Raw genomic sequence first — 16,736 nt, forward strand, 5'->3', positions numbered from 1 at the left:
ATCCTCAAGCTTTTTCCGCAGGCAAAGGTTCTTTACCGCGGACAGAACGATTCCCTCAGTCGCGGGCAAAACCTGTCAGGCGGTCTGAGGGAGCTTTTTCATTGATTCATGTGAACTGTTCCACAATACGTTGAACAGCCTTTTCTGTATTTTCGGTTGTATTAAAGGAAGTAAGGCGGAAATAGCCCTCACCATGGGTACCAAATCCGGAACCTGGTGTACCAACAACAGCACAGCGTTTGAGCAGTTCATCAAAGAACTGCCAGCTGGTCAGGCCTTCCGGTACTTTCATCCATACATAGGGAGAATCTACGCCGCCGTAAACGGTAAAGCCGGCGTGCTGCAGTCCCTGCAGAATAATCTTTGCGTTCTTGTGATAATACGCTAAATTCTCACGGACCAGTTTCTGCCCTTCCTCTGTGTAGACTGCTTCCGCGGCACGCTGCACAGGGTATGAAACACCATTCATTTTGGTAGACTGGTGACGTGCCCACATCTGGTTCAGAGAAGTGCCGCCAAACTGCAGCGCCTTTGGCACAACAGTAAATGCGCAGCGCACGCCGGTAAAGCCAGCGGTTTTGGAAAAGCTGCGGAACTCAATGGCACAGGTCTTGGCACCCTGGCACTCGTAAATGCTGTGCGGCACACCAGGTGTCTGAATAAATGCCTCGTATGCGGCGTCATACAGGATAACCGAACCGTGCAGGTTGGCGTAATCCACCCATGCCTGCAGCTGTTCCTTCGGAATGCTGACACCAGAGGGGTTGTTGGGAAAGCACAGATAAATCATGTCTGGTACCGTTTTGGGAAACGTCGGCAGAAAAGAATTTTCCTCCATGCAGGGCATATATACAATTTTGCTCCACCCGCTGCCTTCCTTGTAATCACCCGCGCGGCTTGCCATTACGTTGGAGTCCACATACACCGGATAAACCGGGTCGCAGACAGCAACGATATTATCCAGTCCAAAAATATCACCGATGGAACTGGTGTCACTCTTGGCACCGTCGCTGATGAAAATCTCATCCGGAGAAATATCCAGATTCTGATAATCATGCGCCGCGATGGTTTCCCGCAGAAAGCCATATCCGGCTTCCGGACCATAGCCGCGGAATGTTTCCGCGTACCCCATTTCGTCGGCAGCCTTTTTCATGGCATCCACAACTGGCTTTACCAGCGGACGGGTTACGTCACCAATACCGAGCCGCAGAATCTCGCGGCCCGGATTCTCTTTCTGATAAGCGTCCACTTTCTTGGCAATATCAACAAACAGGTAATTTGCAGGCAGTTTCGCAAAGTTTTCGTTCACTTTTACCATTCGTTCAGTTCCCCTTTCTGCAAATAAAAAACATTATTCAAAATAAGGCTGTTATACTTCTACTGTTCCGTCAAAGACAAACGCTGCAGGCCCTTCCAGAAAAACATGACCGGTCTTTTCGTCCCATGTGACCACAAGGTCGCCGCCCAGCAGATGCAGCCGAACCCGGCGCTCTGTTTTATCGTTGAGGACACAGGCAACAACAGAAGCGCATGCGCCTGTTCCGCAGGCCAGTGTTTCGCCGGAGCCGCGCTCCCAAACACGCATTTTGATTTCTGTTCGGCTGATGAGCTGGATAAACTCTGTATTGACACGTTCCGGAAAAATCGGCGCGTTTTCAAAGTTCGGCCCAATTTTCTCCAGATCCAGGCTGTCCGTATCCGGCACAAACAGGACACAATGCGGGTTCCCCATGGAAACGCAGGTAATATGCTGTTCTTTTCCCGCAACAGAGTACGGCACATTCACGGCATGGCTGCCCGGCAGCTGTACCGGAATGTTTTCCGGCTCCAAAACGGGTGCACCCATGTCCACCCGCACGGATTGAACGGCACCATTTTCCACCTGCAGATACAGTGTTTTAATGCCGCTTTGGGTATCTACCCGCAGCGGATTTTTTCGGCAGATGCCGCGGTCGTAAACATATTTGCCAACGCACCGAATCCCATTGCCGCACATTTTTCCGCGGGAGCCGTCCGCATTATACATATCCATTTCACAGTCAGCCGTTTTGCTGGGTTTAATCAAAATCACACCATCAGAGCCAATGCCAAAATGGCGGTCACTCAGGCGAATGCTCAATTTGCCCGGGTCCGTAACCTGCTCCTCAAAACAGTTGACATAGATATAATCATTACCGATTCCCTGCATCTTTGTAAACTTCATGTATTGCCTCCAGCTGTAAAAATAAAGAATGCGGCAAGGCTGCTGTCCGAAAACTGCACCTCCCTGCCGCAAAAATCCGTATTTCTGTCTGTTTGACTGCTTTCCCTATTCTATTCTATTTTGTGTAAGCTGTCAATCATTTTTGCAGGGAAAGTTGCTCGGCTGCCCATTCAGACTGCTGTCGCAGGCTGTGCCTTTCCCTCATTTTGTCTGAAAAACTGCTGTATTTTAGAAAGACGCTGAATTGATTTTGCAGGATTTTACACAATGCTACGCATTTTACAGGGAGTCTTCGGAAAACACACGGTACCTGTCGCCGCCCGCAGGGTGAAATGCTATAAAAATATATGAATACAGTCAATAAATATGGACGTTCTATGAATTTTCGATTGCATTTCCGGTTTTGCTATGGTACACTAAGCAATGGAAAAAAGTTGCCTGGCTTTGTGAAGAAAGCAAACGAACAGGTCATCCTCTGCCAAGGAGAGGACAGAGGAATGTTTACATTTTTCCACACCCTGCCTTTTTGGGGATTGTGCAGGAGCTGTATTGAAAATAAAAGGACAAGACGTCTTCAAGCCATTGCGTGCCTGGAGACGTCTTATCCTTTTATTTATGATATTTCCCGTGATTCAAAATTTCATATGCGCGATAAATCTGTTCACACAGCATGACTCGTGTTAGCTGATGCGGGAACGTCATAGGTGACATAGATAGGCGCATCTGCCCGGCCTGCTTCACTTCCTGCACAAGGCCGTAGCTGCTGCCTATAACAAAGGAAATACGGCCGGCCCCGCGTACACCCGCCTTCTGCAGATAGGCTGCCAAAGATGGCGAATCCATTTCTTTTCCCTCAATACACAGAGGAACGATAACGCCGCTGCCGCAGGCAGCCAAAATTTGTTTGCCTTCCTTTTGCAGGGCAGCCTCTATTTGTGCCGGTGAAGGATTTTCCGGAAGCCGGCTTTCTGACAGTTCGACAATGCGGAACTGTGCAAACGGACGCAGACGCTTTTCATATTCGGCGCAGGCCTGCCGCCAATAAGCTTCCTTCAGTCCGCCAACACAGACAATCTGTACTTTCTGCATTAAAATTCCGTAACCTTTCCCTGGTTTTCCCGTGGGGCAACCTCTAAAAAGAAATCGCGGCCCTGCTGCGCGCCCATCTGTGTCAATGCACACAAACTGGTAGCGTGTGCCAAATCTGGCGTATTATTTTCTTTGCTGAGGTGTGCCAGAAAAATACGCTGCGTGCCGCTGTGCACCAGCCCTGTAACGGCCTGTGAACACGCCGCATTGGAAAGATGCCCACGATTCGACAAAATACGCCGTTTCAGCGGATAAGGATATGGGCCGTTCTGCAGCATACCCACATCATGGTTGGATTCCAACACGACCAGCCCAGCGCCCGTAATATTCTTCTGCACCTCTTCTGAAAAACAGCCGAGGTCCGTGGCAAAGGCAGCGTGACGGCCATCCGCTGTTTCCACACAATAGCCGTATCCTTCTGCGCAATCATGTGAGGTATGAAAAGGCTGTATGTACATATCCGCGCACTGCATACCCTGCTGGTCAATAACTTGATACGGAAATTTCCCATTGAGGATTTTCATCCGGTCCAATGCCTGCAGCGTTCCCGGAGAAGCATATACCGGTACACCCAGTCGACCCGCCAATACCCGCAGGCCCTGCACATGGTCCGTGTGCTCATGTGTAACAAAAATAGCCTGTACCGCCTTCTGCGAAATGCCGCAGGCTTCCAGCTTCAGCGTGATTTGTTTCGCGCTGCGTCCGGCGTCCACCAAAATGCCTTCCGTTTTAGAACCTATGTAATAGCTGTTTCCGCTGCTGCCGCTAAACAATGGACAAAAAATTGCCATAAACTAAGCCTGTCCCCCATCCCACGCAGAAAAGACGGGACTGCGCTGCTGTTTTTCGCCCGCCCCGTCTATTTATTTTCCGCTATATGGTTTTATACTGCTTCCTGCTCGGCCGCGCCGTCCTTTACAGTGACGCGGCGAATATCCGCACCCAGTTCCTGCAGCTTTTCCACAATGTTCTCATAGCCGCGCTCAATGTTGCGAATCTGTTCAATTTCTGTAGTACCTTCTGCCGAAAGGGCAGCAATAATCATCGCTGCACCAGCACGCAGATCCGTTGCCTTCACTGGGGCAGCGGTCAGGTGGTCCACACCCTCCACCACAGCCAAACGGCCGTTTACAGAAATCTGCGCACCCATACGCTTGAGTTCCTCAACATAACGGAAGCGGTTGTCCCACACGCTTTCGTTGACAATGCTGGTGCCGTTGGCGATAGACAACAGTGCCGTAATCTGCGGCTGCATATCCGTTGGGAATCCGGGATGCGGCATGGTCTTGATGTTGCATTTTTCCAGTTTCCCGGTATACCGTACCCGTACGGCCTCATCATATTCGGTAATCTCTAAGCCCATTTCCTCAAGCTTCGCCATAATAGATTCCAAATGTTTGGGGATGACACTGGTGACCGTCACATCACCGTGCGTTGCTGCCCCCGCGACCATGTATGTGCCCGCCTCAATCTGGTCTGGAATAATGGGATAAGTGACACCATGCATGTGTTTAACGCCGTATACCTTAATGACGTCCGTACCGGCGCCGCGGATATCCGCACCCATGGAATTCAGGAAATTGGCAAGATCGACAATATGCGGCTCTTTTGCCGCATTTTCAATCACTGTCATGCCGTCTGCCTTCACAGCAGCCAGCATAATATTGATGGTTGCGCCGACGGAAACAACATCCAAATAAATGCTGCTGCCAACTAGCTTCGCCGCGGAAACATTGACCATGCCGCCCTCAACTGTATGGCTTGCCCCCAAAGCAGCAAAACCCTTTAAATGCAGGTCAATAGGGCGCACACCAAAGTTGCAGCCGCCCGGCATGGAAACAACCGCATGGTGGCAGCGGCCCAAAAGTGCCCCCAAAAGGTAATAAGAACCGCGCATCTGCCGTGCCAGTTCATCCGGTGCCACATAAGTGGACAACGACCGCGGGTCAATAATTAGCGTAGAGCGATTAATCCAGTGAATATTGACACCCATATCGTGTAAAATGTGAATCATTGCGTTCACATCTGTAATATTGGGAACATTTTCAATTCTGCAAACATCGTCACATAAAAGAACGGCAGGAATAATCGCAAGTGCAGCATTTTTTGCACCACTAATTCGCACTTTGCCTTCCAGCCGTTTTCCACCATTAATTAAGAGCTTATCCAAGTTCCGCCACTCCATTCCATGATAATCTTTCTGCAATCACGCCCGCATGGCTTCCGTTCATAGTATGACGCAAACCTACAATAACTTGAATAAAAAGCTGTGCCATTTTTCACCACTCTGGGCTTTATCTATGGTATGGCTACCGATGCACAGGGCATTTTTTCGAAAGAGCTGCCAAATTCTGTGCCGTATCCATTATATTCATTCTCAATTTAGAATTATGTAAATATACCTTTATGATAATAACGCAAGGAATGGCGCTTGTCAACAGAAAACAGCATGGAGGAACAGACGAAAAAACAGCGCTCCGCCTGCAAAAAACAGACAGAGTGCCGTTTCTTTTTCATGGGAAACAGGTTTTGTGAAAAAAGTCGTTATTTTTACTGATTTGCGGCGGTGGCTGCAGCTGTGCTGATACTTTTTTGATAAGTTTCCAGTGTCAGTTTGGCGGTTTGCTGTGCCGCTTTATCCATCGCCGTAATCTGTTCCGCTGTAAGCTTATTTCCCAAATAGGAAACCGTTTTGGCCACATCAGCATGGACTAGGTTTGTTGGGTTCACTTTTTCGCCGTTTTTATGCACCTCAAAATGACAATGCGCACCGGTGGAATGTCCCGTGCTTCCCACCATTGCAATCAGCTGGCCCTGTGCAACCTTTTGGCCCTGAGAAACCAGCAGTTTGCAGGCGTGTCCGTAAATGCTGCAGTAGCCGTTGCCATGGTCAATAACAACGTAGTTGCCAAATCCGCCCGGGTCGACACCCGAAAACTGCACGGTGCCGCCATCAGCCGCGTAAATTGGCTGTCCCATTGCGTTCTCACCGGAAATATCCAGTCCGTAGTGGAATCTGCCCCACCGCGCGCTATAGCCGGAAGTAACTGTTGTCAGCGTTGGCACCGGCCACAGAAAACTGCCGGTCGCCATACCAACCGCACTGGTTGTCACCGTCTGCGCCTTAGGCTGCTCTTTGGTCCCCTGTTCTGTCACTTCCGTGACAGGGGGCACGGTCTTTTGGCTGATTATTTTGCGGGCTGTTTCCACACCATTGACATACGTTACCTGATACGTTGTTGCCTTCGTTCCGGCTGTGCCCTTTGTTTTCAGAACCCTCTGTCCTTTATTCAAAGAAGCGGAAGGCACTGTCTGTTTCGAATAGGCGATACTGGAAGTTTCCGTTTTGCTGCCAACAGTTTGAATGGAAAGCAGTTTTTTCTGCGGCTCCAGATAAATAACGTCGCCCGGCTGCAGACTTTTCACGTTAAGACCCGGATTGACTGCGGCCAGTCGTGCCGCCGTTACGCCGCTTTTCTTCGCTATTTTATCAATGGTATCGCCGTTCTCCACTGTATAAGTTTTGCTCGCCGTTTTTTCGCCGGAAAGCAGAACCTGCATGGCATTTTCCGTAACGATAACCGATTTGTCATATTGTCCCGGCACAAGCCGGATTTTGTTGAGGATAGAAGCAGTTGTACACCCCGTGTTGGATTCTGCACGGGAAAGAAATGTGTTCAGCATAGACTGCAGTTCGCTGCCGTCCTGAACCGCGCCGATGAAGGTGTTGTCCACATAGACACCAACCGCCTGCTGTTTGACAACCGGTTTATTGATGTTAAGCAAAAGGGATTGTTCCGCTGCCCGATTTGCGGCAGAACTCTCCGTCAGCGCAAAGCGCAGACGGTACTGCTGTGCTGGACGGACCGATGCAAAGTTCTGGGAAAACTGCTGGCCCGCACCGTGCAGCGAAACACTAGCTGTACGTGGTTTTTCCCATGCTGTGTGCGCCGCATAAGCGGCACCCGCTGCCACAAACAAAGCAAGAATCGGAACCAGGAACCGTGCTTTATGCTTCAGCCCATTATTTGCTGTTTTTTCTGCCTTTGGCGGAAAAGAGTCATTCTCAGACAGCACAGGTTTTGTCTGCTGTTTTGGATTGTTTTGCTGCATAGAATTATCCTTTCTGACTTTTTAATGGTTGAATAGAGTATTTGCATTCATTGCTCCTATTATAAGGCAGAGATTACAATTTTGCAATTATTTTTTGTCGACAAAAAGCGCCGTTCTCGACTCTGCTGACGAACTCTGGGACTGGTTTACGGACGGTAAGCCAAATCCGCCGTTTTCCAATTATCGATAACCGGAAGGAAGTTTTCCGCTTCTTTTTTGGCCCCCGCAAGGTTGTGCTCTAAATAGTTGCCGCACTCCGCCTTTTTTGCGCCGGGAATTTCTCCGCTCCAGTCCGCAATTTGGCGGAACGTTTCCGTAATCAGCGCAATGACGTCCGCAGGTTTCATATCCCGTACCAGTAGGTAAAATCCTGTCCGGCAGCCCATCGGACCGAAGTAGATAACCTGATTTTTAAACCGGCTGTTGCGTGCCGCTGTTGCGAACAAATGCTCAATGGTATGCAAACTGCCCTGCTCCAGAAAAGGCGGCTGATTGGGTGTGCGCATCCGAATATCATACGTAGTAATATCCCCGTCAATGCGGGAAGTATAAATTCCGGGTGTCAGGGTATTATGATTGACACAAAAACTGGCAATGCGTTTCATTTTTAAATTTCCTTTCTAACGGATTGACATCATAAAATCAGGACGGGACGCAGGCACAAATGGTTTTTTGTACCTGCGTTACTGTATCCCCGTATAACTGCAAAAAAGTACGGCGGTCCGGACACGCCGGTGTGCCCCAGTCGGCCCCCTGCAGATTGGCATAATCGAAGCCGCCGTCCTCCATAAAGCTATGCAGACAGCTGGACTTTTCGTGTGGGCCTCTGCCCTCTTTATGTTGGAAGAAAATGCGTTTTAGTCCTGTGCGGTCTGTCATTTTTCGGTACCGCCGACGACATTCCGCGGCTGCCGCTTCACAAAGGTCTTGACCGTCCGCATGTCCGGTCAAACTTTCCAGCAAAAATGCGCACAGATGTGCGGTTTGCCGGCAAGCCGTTTCCGACTTTGGCAATGTCCGCACAAGCGGGAACTCCGTAGGCAGCATACCACGCTCATACCGCAGCAAAATGGTGTCCAGTGCGGACTCCTCTTCCTTCTCCCAAACTTCCGTTGGCTGAGAGGAATCCGTACCGGAAAGCTGTACGGCGGCCCAGCGGACAAATGGTGATGCCGCACTTTCTAATTCTGTGCCGCACAAAAAGCCATATACACAGGAGACTGCTGTATCTTCCGAATGCTGGCCGGCATATTGGCACAGCAGCGCGCGCCGCCGCTCCGGCGGCAGAGAACGAAGTGCTTTTGCGCAGTCCTGCAAATTCGATTCACCCGATAAAACTGCCGTTCCCTGTGCACCCCAAAGAAAACTGTTTTCATCAGGTACGGGCAGACCACACGCTTCCAGAGCCGCTTTTTCGCGCTCCGCGAACAGATACTGTACAATCGCTGCAGGCATTGTTATTCCTCCCTTGCCGCTGTTCATTGTAGCATATTCCAGCTAAGAATACCACTATATCCCACTGTGCAGAAATGCCTGCAGGTTTGCCACGTCCGCGGAAAGGTCAAGTGCTTTCAGCAGGCCGCGGAAATCAGCTGGAAAAGGAGCGATTACTGTTTTTTCTCCGCCGGCAGGAGAAAGAAAGCGAGCGCTGCCGCAATGCAGCGCCTGACGGGGAATCCACTTTCGGCTGCCGCCGTAAAAATCATCGCCGGCAAGCGGATGGCCTATGTATGCCATATGCACACGAATTTGATGTGTACGGCCGGTTTCCAGCACACAGCGCACCAATGTATGTTCCTTTGCGCTTCCCACTGCCTGCCAATGCGTGACAGCCGTACGTCCCTGCTGCATCACCTGCTGTCGCGTTTTACTGCCGGATGCTGTACCAATCGGTGCCGAAATGGTTCCGCTGCCGTGAAGAATTCCTTCGCACACAGCCCAATACGTTTTCTGTATGGTTGGCGGTACCGAACAGGCGGTGTAACGGTCTTTGGCCAGCAAAACCAAACCGGTGGTGTCGCGGTCCAGCCGATACAGCGGATGAAAAGACGGTGTTTCTCCTTTCTTTTGCAGATAATCCAGCGTGATATCCCGCAGCGTGCCGGTCAGCTGACCGGCGCGTGCATAGATAATCATACCGGCGGGCTTATCAGCCGCAATAAGGGAGTCGTCCTCATATAGAACAGAAAGCGGTGGTGCGCCGTTCGGATGTACCGCCAGCTTTTCTTTTTCCTGCGGCAGACGCAGCGTAATCACTTCACCGGCGTGCAGTTTGTCCGTAGCAATTTTTTGATGGCCCGCCGCGGTAATGCCGTGCTCCACCCGTTTGCATTGTGCCAGCAGACGTGACGACACGCCGCATGGCCCGCGCAGGAAGCCGCGTACACTGACGCCGTCATAATTTGGCGGTACTGTAAAAGATAACTGACGCATATTTCCTCCACAAAAAAATGCCGCTCCGCAGACGCAGAGTGGCATTGCGTTATTTTCGTTGTTTTCTCAGCAGACTTTTGTCGTCCAGTGCATATCGTCCGGCAGACGGCCCCACTGAATGCCTGTCAAGGTATCATACAGGCGCTGTGTCACTTCACCGATTTCACCGTTGTTAATCTGTGCAACTTCATCCTTATACTTCAGGACTCCAACCGGAGAAATAACCGCTGCGGTGCCTGTGCCAAAAACTTCCTCCAGCTTGCCTTCACGGGAAGCCTTCATCACGTCAGCGACCGGCAGACGCTCCTCAGAAACATTGTAACCCCATTTTTTCAGCAGGTCAATGCAGGACATACGGGTAACTCCCGGCAGAACCGTGCCGATGGTCGGCGCTGTATAAATTGTACCGTCAATCTTAAAGAAGCAGTTCATAGAGCCAACCTCTTCAACGTACTTCCGCTCGACACCGTCCAGCCAAAGTGTCTGGCTGTAACCTATGGATTCCGCAATCTCCTGGGAAATAAGAGAAGCCGCATAGTTTCCGCCGCACTTGATGTAGCCTGTTCCGCCGGGAGTAGCACGGACATATTTGTCCTCCACATAAATCTTAACCGGATTCAGGCCTGTCGGATAATAGGCAGCCACCGGGCAGCAGATAACCATAAATTTATAAGTATTGGACGGCTTTACGCCCAAGTGTGCTTCTGTAGCAATGCAGAAAGGACGAATGTATAGGGATTCACCCGGCTGGCTGGGAACCCAGTCTTTTTCTGTCTTGACCAGTGCCTTAACGGCCGTGACGAAGTCCTCTTCCGGTACAACCGGCATAACCATACGTTCGTTGGTGGATTTAAAACGTACCGCGTTGCGGTCCGGACGGAACAGCTGAATGGAACCATCCGGTGTACGGTAAGCCTTCAGGCCCTCAAAAGACTCCTGCGCATAGTGCAGTACAATCGCAGCGGGGTCCAGCTGCAGCGGCGCGTAAGGCACAATTCGTGGGTCGTGCCAGCCGGTGCCGGCTGTATAGTCCATGACAAACATATGGTCCGTAAAAATAGAACCAAACGGCAGCGGGTCGCCCGGGGCCGGTTTCTTCTTTGGCGTTTTTGTCAGTTCATAGCGGATCTCCTGCATAAAAAAAGCCCTCTTTCTATTGATTGCCTATTATTTTATCACGTCAGCACGCTGCTGACAAGCTTTTCAGCACATTAGGTATTATGACACAAACGCGGAGAAAAAAATGTAAAGCGTGTTACAGTTTTTGCTTCCTTTTTTCAAGAAAATGCATAAATGGGCAATTCCTTTCTGCCATCGCATCGGAACAAACGGCGCACTATTCCCTGTCTGTTCCTCTGTTTTCGCTTTCCGGCAGCATACGCAAACCTTTGGGATAATGATTTTTAAGGCGTCCGCCGCTGCATTTTCCGAACCCAACGGTGACGCCTGCAACGGAAACGCCGCAATAGCCGCGGAAGGTATCTGGCACTTCTATTTCCTCACCGCGCAAAAAAGCAAATACGCGTGGGTCATCATGAACAAGCTGCAGGCACTGCCGCAGCTGTTCCGGCCGTGATGCCAAAAAAGCCGCGTGTGCCGGCTCCAGCCGCGGCGGTGCGTTTTTGCGATGCACTGGCTTTGCCTCGCCCAGCAGAATACCCGCACGCAGAACGCCAAGTCCCTGCAGCGGCGGCAGACCTTCCGGCAGCAGGTACAGCCGTTCTCCGACTTGCGCCGGCACACCAGGGCGCGTTCCCTTGTATAAGGATGCCGCAAGCTGTTCCGCCGCCGTGGAAAAAGCTTGCCCGGATGCTGAAAAGGTCGTATCGGGTGTTTTCCCGTCCCGCCGCATGACGGCAACAAAATGTCCTTCGCCGCCATCCATGGGATAAATGCGCCGCGCAAAGCGCAGAGCAGGGCGGCCGCCCTGCAGGCCGGTATCAACCAGGTGAAAGTCGGGGTGCCGCTGCAAAAACGCCGTGACAACGCCCTCATTTTCCTCTTCAGAGAAAGTACAGGTAGAATATGTCAGAACACCGCCCGGCCGCACCGCTTTTTGCGCGCTCTCCAAAATGGCTTTCTGCCGCACCGCGCAGGCAGAAACGTGCTCTGGGCTCCATTCTTCCATAGCTTTCGCGTCACGCCGGAACATACCTTCCCCAGAGCAGGGAGCGTCCACCAGCACACGGTCGAAAAACTCCTGCAGGGCACTGCACAATGTTTCCGGTTGACACGAACTGACAACTGCATTGGGCACACCGATTCTTTCCATATTGGAGAGCAAAATTTTTGCGCGCCCACGCACCAATTCGTTGCTCCACAAAAGGCCCTGTCCGCTGAGCTGACCGGCAATCTGGGTGCTTTTCCCTCCGGGCGCCGCGCACAGGTCGAGCACCCGTTCCCCCGGCTGCGGATTGAGTGCCGTCACGGCTGCCGCGGCGCTTGGTTCCTGCATATAAAAAGCGCCGGCATGATGCAGCGGTTCCCTGCCGGGCCGGAACTCAGCTGGCACATAATAAGAAAGCGGTGAAAACGGCGCCTGCCTAAGCGGAAAAGGCAACGATTCTTCCAAAATTTTTTGAGAACACTTCAGCGGATTTCGCCGCAGGGCACGCAGTGCTGGGCACTGATATTTGGGAAAAAACTCCTCAGCTTCAGTACCTAACTGTTCCTTCATGCGCTGTATAAAAGCGGTAGGCAGCTGCAATTTTATCACTCATTTCGTATATTTTTTTCAGGACAGACCATACTACACGTTGTAAGGAGGTGAGTATCTTGGATAACCAGAATTACTCTTCTGACAAATACGAGAATTGCACCCACACCAACAGCCAGAATAAGGCACAGCAGAACGCACAGAACCGTAACAACCAGAACGCACAGAATCGTTGCAATCAGAATGCGCAGAACAAAAAGGCGCAGAATGCACAGAACAAGAATTCTTCCTCTAACACAGAAGGCTGAAGCCTTTTGTAACAAAACAAACCGGGCCGGAGAGCACTGCAGAACACAATCTGCGGCGCTCTCCGGCCCCATTTTATGGGATATAAAAATTATTTTTTTCGTGTCCCGTTATTTTTGCGTTCCGCCAAGATTTCCGGCAGTGTCTTGTCCACAGGGGCAGAACTGCGAAAACCTTCTCCGCGGATTTGGGCCGCCTCGCCGGCGATAATAAACGCATCTTTATCCTCATCCTTCACCAAATCCATGACCTGATAAATCTCTGACCGGCTGACAGCACACATAAGGACTTCGCCCTCACGGCCGCTGTACATTCCCTTGGAATGAATAGCGGTTACGCCGCGGTCCACTTCCTTAAAGATACGCTGGGAAATTCCGTCCGGATACTGTGTGACAATCCACAAGATCTTTCCCCGGCCAATGTCTGAACCGTACAAGATTTCATCAATCACGTTGGTAGAAACAAACAGATAAATAACTGCATACAGGACACTTTCTATCCGACGATACACGATTGCGGAACTGATAACGACCACAACATCTACAGACATCATCAGTCTGCCTGTACTTAAATGTCGGAAGTGACGCTGCAGCAAACGCGCCACCATATCGGTTCCCCCGGTCGTAGCGCCGCGCCGAAAGACCATGGCCAAACTGACTCCTTCCAGCAGGCCGCCAAAAATGGCCGCCAGCATAGGGTCCCCTTTATAGGCTGGCAGCATGGAGCCAAACCAGTCAATGGCAAAGGAGGTCAGGAAAGATGCCACAATCGTCTTTGTCACAATTTTATAGCCAATCTCCATCAGTGAGAAAATAAAAATTGGTACATTGAGCAGGAAGGTCACGAGGCCAATGGGTAAACCGAACGCATAGTTCAGCATTGTAGAGATACCGGTAACACCGCCCGGTGCAATTTTATTTGGAGCCGTAAAAACGCGGACGGCCACCGCAAAAATGCAGCCGCTGACAAAATACAACAGTACATCCGTTATCATTATTTTTACAGTGTTTTTCTGTTTTACCGACAATTTTCCACCTACACCTCTCCCCTGTTTTCTCTGGCATTCTGCAGAACCTGAAAAAGTTCGCGCAGACGTGGCAAACGGCTCTGCAGGTACAGGTAGCCAAACAGTGCTTCCAATCCGGTTGCCGCATGATAGTCTGCCACAGAAGCATTTTTCGGAATATGATGCGTATGTGCGTTTCGTCCCCGATGCAGGACAGCTATTTCTTCTTCTGTTAATATTGGCTGCAGGATTTTACAGTCCTGTGCCTGTGCCGTGCAGCACACCTGCTGTACAGCTTTTCCGTGCAGTGTATTTACGGAACAGTTGGAATCGCAAACCAATTTTTCCCGCACAAAAAGTTCAAATACACAGTCACCCACAAAAGCCAGCGTTAGCGGGCTAAGTTTTTTGGGGTCACAGGGGATATCTAAAAAACGTTCCATGTTTCGCCTTTCTCCATCTGACACCGTGCAGAGCGTCCCTGCATGGCACTCGTACAGCATTCATTTCTTTCATTTATTCAACATAATCAAACTGTACGTCATAAATAGAAACCGTGTCGCCGTCCTGCACACCTGCTTCCCGCAGATGCTGGTCCACGCCGGTCTTGAGAAGTACACGCTGGAAATACTGCAGTGATTCATAATCGTCAAAATTAACGGACTGTATAACCTGCAAAAGCCACGGTGCCTCCACAACATAAATGCCATCCTGTTTGGTGATTTTTACCTCGCCGCGCGGAATTTCCTCCGGCTTTGTCAGCGGCACCGGATCCGGCTCATAGCGGCGGACCGGTGGCAGCTTGCTGAGTTCCTCACTGATTTTATTGATTAATGAGTCCACACCCTCATGAATAGGCGCCATAATGGGGAAGAAAGAATACCCCTGCTTCTCGATGAAATCACGGAAATCGGCAACGTGCGCTTCATCTGTCAAGTCACATTTATTGCCGGCCACAATCATAGGACGCTCCGCAAGTTCCGGATTAAAGCGGCGCAGTTCTTCATTGATAATGCGAAAATCCTCTTTCGGGTCACGGCCCTCACTGCCGGAAACATCGACAATATGCAGAAGCAGACGGCAGCGCTCCACATGGCGCAGGAACTGGTGCCCCAGACCAACGCCTTTCCATGCGCCTTCCACCAGACCGGGAATATCCGCCATGACAAAGGAACGTCCCTGCGGGAGGTGAACAACACCCAAAACCGGCGTTAACGTTGTGAAATGATAGTCTGCAATATTTGGCTTTGCTTCACTGACAACACTGACCAGTGTACTTTTGCCAACGTTCGGAAAACCAACCAGCCCAACGTCAGCCAGAAGTTTGAGTTCCAGTTGAACATCTGCTTCCTGCCCGGGCATACCCGGTTTTGCAAAGCGCGGCACCTGACGGGTTGGGGTGGCAAAATGTGTATTCCCCCAGCCGCCGCGGCCACCCTGCAGTACAACCTGTGGCTCATCGTTGGAAACATCCGCCAGCAGCCGACCGCTTGCCGCATCTTTTACCAGTGTGCCGCGCGGAACCTTCAGCAGAAGGTCCTCTCCTTTTTTCCCGAAGCAGCGTTTGCCGCGGCCGGCTTCCCCGCTCTTTGCCACAAATTTATGGCGGTACCGGTAATCCGACAGTGTTGAAATACTGTCATCTGCCTGAAACAGGACGTTTCCGCCGCGGCCACCGTCGCCGCCGTCCGGTCCGCCTGCGGCAACATACTTTTCTCTACGGAAAGAAACTGCGCCAGCGCCGCCGTCACCTGCTTTGATATGGATTTTTGCTTGGTCAATAAACATAAAAAACCTCCAGTCGGCACTGCAGTCCCCCGCAGAAAAGATAAAGAACATTCATCAGCTTGTTTGAACTTCGTCAGAAATTTATTCTGCCCGATATACAACAAAAATCCCAGGCCATACGGCCTGGGATTTACTTTGCCGGTTTACTGTTCTACTTCGTAAACGCTGACCTTCTTGCGGTCTGCGCCCAGGCGCTCAAACTTAACAGTGCCGCTGATTTTTGCAAACAGTGTGTCATCAGAACCAATGCCGACGTTCAGGCCGGGATGGATGTGTGTACCGCGCTGCTTAACCAGAACATTTCCGGCCAGAACGAACTGACCGTCCGCACGCTTGACACCGAGGCGCTTAGACTCGGAATCACGGCCGTTCTTTGTGGAACCCATACCTTTTTTATGAGCAAATAACTGAATATTTACTTTCAGCATTTTTTACACCTCTTTATTTCTCATGCAAATCTGTTTCGGATACTGTTCTTTTAGGCCGATGATATGCAGCCGCAGCGATTCCAGCAAAGGACCGCACTGCTGTGCAGCTGTATTTGAAACCTGCACGGTAAGCAGGCCGTCCTGCTCACTTACCCGGGCCGGAACATGGAGAACATCTGTTATCCCGTTTGCTGTCAGGTAAGCCGCGGAAGAAACCGCCGCGCACACAATGCTGTTCCCGCTTTCCGCGTCATTGGCATGTCCCCGAAAGGAAAAGCCAATCAGCTGCTGTGTGTCAGTATCTAAAAGAAAGCTGCACCGAATCATCAGGCTTCAATAGATTCAATCTGTACCTTTGTGTAAGGCTGACGATGGCCCATCTTGCGGGACTCACCCTTCTTCGGCTTGTAAGTCCAGATGTTAATTTTCTTGGATTTGCCGTTTTTCAGGACCTTACCCTTAACTGCAACGCCCTCGACATAGGGTTTGCCAACCTTCAGGCCGTCGTCGCCGCCAACCGCAAGGACCTTGAATTCAACGGAGCTGTCGACATCAGCTGCAAGCTTTTCGACAAAGACAACATCGTCTTTCTCTACTTTATACTGCTTGCCGCCGGTTTCAATAATTGCATACATAAACAGAAAACCTGCTTTCCTTAGACTCGCTATCGTGGGCGGAGCCATTCGGGCCCACTTATACCCAAAATATGCGGCT

The 16,736-nt window shown here is 50.9% G+C and carries 18 protein-coding genes; 1 reads left to right on the forward strand and 17 read right to left on the reverse strand.

Annotated features, from left to right (window positions below; translation table 11 throughout):
- Positions 1-106 precede the first annotated feature (106 nt).
- From GJQ69_RS06475 to GJQ69_RS06525, 11 genes are all read right to left on the reverse strand, one after another.
- Complete coding sequence (locus tag GJQ69_RS06475) at positions 107-1,318, reverse strand: LL-diaminopimelate aminotransferase (protein WP_086035518.1); 1,212 nt, start codon at positions 1,316-1,318, stop codon at positions 107-109.
- A gap of 51 nt (positions 1,319-1,369) precedes the next feature.
- Positions 1,370-2,203: a diaminopimelate epimerase gene (dapF, locus tag GJQ69_RS06480; RefSeq protein WP_086035517.1), complete on the reverse strand. Its 834-nt coding sequence runs from the start codon at positions 2,201-2,203 to the stop codon at positions 1,370-1,372.
- 609 nt (positions 2,204-2,812) lie between these two features.
- Positions 2,813-3,292, reverse strand: coding sequence for a 23S rRNA (pseudouridine(1915)-N(3))-methyltransferase RlmH (locus GJQ69_RS06485; RefSeq protein WP_086035516.1), 480 nt, complete (start codon positions 3,290-3,292; stop codon positions 2,813-2,815).
- Complete coding sequence (locus tag GJQ69_RS06490; RefSeq protein ID WP_086035515.1) at positions 3,292-4,083, reverse strand: MBL fold metallo-hydrolase; 792 nt, start codon at positions 4,081-4,083, stop codon at positions 3,292-3,294. The genes GJQ69_RS06485 and GJQ69_RS06490 overlap by 1 nt, the downstream gene beginning before the upstream one ends.
- 92 nt (positions 4,084-4,175) lie before the next feature.
- Entirely contained in the window at positions 4,176-5,462 is a 1,287-nt protein-coding gene (locus GJQ69_RS06495; RefSeq protein ID WP_086035514.1) for a UDP-N-acetylglucosamine 1-carboxyvinyltransferase, read from the reverse strand.
- Positions 5,463-5,842: 380 nt separating this feature from the next.
- A complete protein-coding gene (locus tag GJQ69_RS06500) occupies positions 5,843-7,405 on the reverse strand; it encodes a peptidoglycan DD-metalloendopeptidase family protein (protein WP_086035513.1) in 1,563 nt (520 codons plus the stop codon).
- Between the two features lie 146 nt (positions 7,406-7,551).
- Positions 7,552-8,010: an S-ribosylhomocysteine lyase gene (locus GJQ69_RS06505; protein ID WP_086035512.1), complete on the reverse strand. Its 459-nt coding sequence runs from the start codon at positions 8,008-8,010 to the stop codon at positions 7,552-7,554.
- 37 nt (positions 8,011-8,047) lie between these two features.
- On the reverse strand, positions 8,048-8,860 hold the full coding sequence (locus GJQ69_RS06510) for a hypothetical protein (RefSeq protein WP_086035511.1): 813 nt from the start codon (positions 8,858-8,860) through the stop codon (positions 8,048-8,050).
- Positions 8,861-8,914: 54 nt separating this feature from the next.
- Positions 8,915-9,838, reverse strand: coding sequence for an RluA family pseudouridine synthase (locus GJQ69_RS06515; protein ID WP_157658911.1), 924 nt, complete (start codon positions 9,836-9,838; stop codon positions 8,915-8,917).
- Between the two features lie 66 nt (positions 9,839-9,904).
- On the reverse strand, positions 9,905-10,975 hold the full coding sequence (locus GJQ69_RS06520; protein WP_086035509.1) for a branched-chain amino acid aminotransferase: 1,071 nt from the start codon (positions 10,973-10,975) through the stop codon (positions 9,905-9,907).
- Positions 10,976-11,174: 199 nt separating this feature from the next.
- Positions 11,175-12,554 carry an RsmB/NOP family class I SAM-dependent RNA methyltransferase gene (locus GJQ69_RS06525; RefSeq protein WP_274380228.1) on the reverse strand — a complete coding sequence of 460 codons (1,380 nt, stop codon included), beginning with the start codon at positions 12,552-12,554 and terminating at the stop codon, positions 11,175-11,177.
- Between the two features lie 59 nt (positions 12,555-12,613).
- Here GJQ69_RS06525 and GJQ69_RS06530 point away from each other — a divergent pair, with 59 nt between their 5' ends.
- The gene (locus GJQ69_RS06530) at positions 12,614-12,802 is read left to right on the forward strand and encodes a hypothetical protein (protein WP_174193307.1); all 189 of its coding nucleotides are present in this window, start codon (positions 12,614-12,616) and stop codon (positions 12,800-12,802) included.
- Positions 12,803-12,891: 89 nt separating this feature from the next.
- Here GJQ69_RS06530 and GJQ69_RS06535 read toward each other — a convergent pair whose 3' ends face one another.
- From GJQ69_RS06535 to rplU, 6 genes are all read right to left on the reverse strand, one after another.
- Entirely contained in the window at positions 12,892-13,827 is a 936-nt protein-coding gene (locus tag GJQ69_RS06535; RefSeq protein ID WP_236849659.1) for a YitT family protein, read from the reverse strand.
- 8 nt (positions 13,828-13,835) lie between these two features.
- A complete protein-coding gene (locus GJQ69_RS06540; protein ID WP_174193309.1) occupies positions 13,836-14,249 on the reverse strand; it encodes a Mini-ribonuclease 3 in 414 nt (137 codons plus the stop codon).
- Positions 14,250-14,322: 73 nt separating this feature from the next.
- Positions 14,323-15,594: a GTPase ObgE gene (gene obgE / locus GJQ69_RS06545; RefSeq protein WP_086035505.1), complete on the reverse strand. Its 1,272-nt coding sequence runs from the start codon at positions 15,592-15,594 to the stop codon at positions 14,323-14,325.
- A 143-nt stretch (positions 15,595-15,737) separates the two neighbouring features.
- On the reverse strand, positions 15,738-16,022 hold the full coding sequence (gene rpmA / locus GJQ69_RS06550) for a 50S ribosomal protein L27 (protein WP_086035504.1): 285 nt from the start codon (positions 16,020-16,022) through the stop codon (positions 15,738-15,740).
- A gap of 3 nt (positions 16,023-16,025) precedes the next feature.
- Complete coding sequence (locus tag GJQ69_RS06555; RefSeq protein ID WP_086035503.1) at positions 16,026-16,349, reverse strand: ribosomal-processing cysteine protease Prp; 324 nt, start codon at positions 16,347-16,349, stop codon at positions 16,026-16,028.
- Positions 16,349-16,657: a 50S ribosomal protein L21 gene (gene rplU, locus GJQ69_RS06560; RefSeq protein ID WP_086035502.1), complete on the reverse strand. Its 309-nt coding sequence runs from the start codon at positions 16,655-16,657 to the stop codon at positions 16,349-16,351. The genes GJQ69_RS06555 and rplU overlap by 1 nt, the downstream gene beginning before the upstream one ends.
- Between the last annotated feature and the right edge of the window lie 79 nt (positions 16,658-16,736).

Source organism: Caproicibacterium lactatifermentans (assembly GCF_013315815.1).
GTDB lineage: Bacteria > Bacillota > Clostridia > Oscillospirales > Acutalibacteraceae > Caproicibacterium > Caproicibacterium lactatifermentans.

Bases quoted from the DNA above. Each gene is read 5' to 3' on its own strand.
- dapF (WP_086035517.1), bottom strand. From the start codon at position 2,203: ATGAAGTTTACAAAGATGCAGGGAATCGGTAATGATTATATCTATGTC.
- GJQ69_RS06540 (WP_174193309.1), bottom strand. From the start codon at position 14,249: ATGGAACGTTTTTTAGATATCCCCTGTGACCCCAAAAAACTTAGCCCG.
- rplU (WP_086035502.1), bottom strand. From the start codon at position 16,657: ATGTATGCAATTATTGAAACCGGCGGCAAGCAGTATAAAGTAGAGAAA.
- GJQ69_RS06475 (WP_086035518.1), bottom strand. From the start codon at position 1,318: ATGGTAAAAGTGAACGAAAACTTTGCGAAACTGCCTGCAAATTACCTG.
- GJQ69_RS06520 (WP_086035509.1), bottom strand. From the start codon at position 10,975: ATGCAGGAGATCCGCTATGAACTGACAAAAACGCCAAAGAAGAAACCG.
- GJQ69_RS06500 (WP_086035513.1), bottom strand. From the start codon at position 7,405: ATGCAGCAAAACAATCCAAAACAGCAGACAAAACCTGTGCTGTCTGAG.
- GJQ69_RS06485 (WP_086035516.1), bottom strand. From the start codon at position 3,292: ATGCAGAAAGTACAGATTGTCTGTGTTGGCGGACTGAAGGAAGCTTAT.
- GJQ69_RS06515 (WP_157658911.1), bottom strand. From the start codon at position 9,838: ATGCGTCAGTTATCTTTTACAGTACCGCCAAATTATGACGGCGTCAGT.
- GJQ69_RS06505 (WP_086035512.1), bottom strand. From the start codon at position 8,010: ATGAAACGCATTGCCAGTTTTTGTGTCAATCATAATACCCTGACACCC.
- GJQ69_RS06490 (WP_086035515.1), bottom strand. From the start codon at position 4,083: ATGGCAATTTTTTGTCCATTGTTTAGCGGCAGCAGCGGAAACAGCTAT.
- rpmA (WP_086035504.1), bottom strand. From the start codon at position 16,022: ATGCTGAAAGTAAATATTCAGTTATTTGCTCATAAAAAAGGTATGGGT.
- GJQ69_RS06510 (WP_086035511.1), bottom strand. From the start codon at position 8,860: ATGCCTGCAGCGATTGTACAGTATCTGTTCGCGGAGCGCGAAAAAGCG.
- GJQ69_RS06555 (WP_086035503.1), bottom strand. From the start codon at position 16,349: ATGATTCGGTGCAGCTTTCTTTTAGATACTGACACACAGCAGCTGATT.
- obgE (WP_086035505.1), bottom strand. From the start codon at position 15,594: ATGTTTATTGACCAAGCAAAAATCCATATCAAAGCAGGTGACGGCGGC.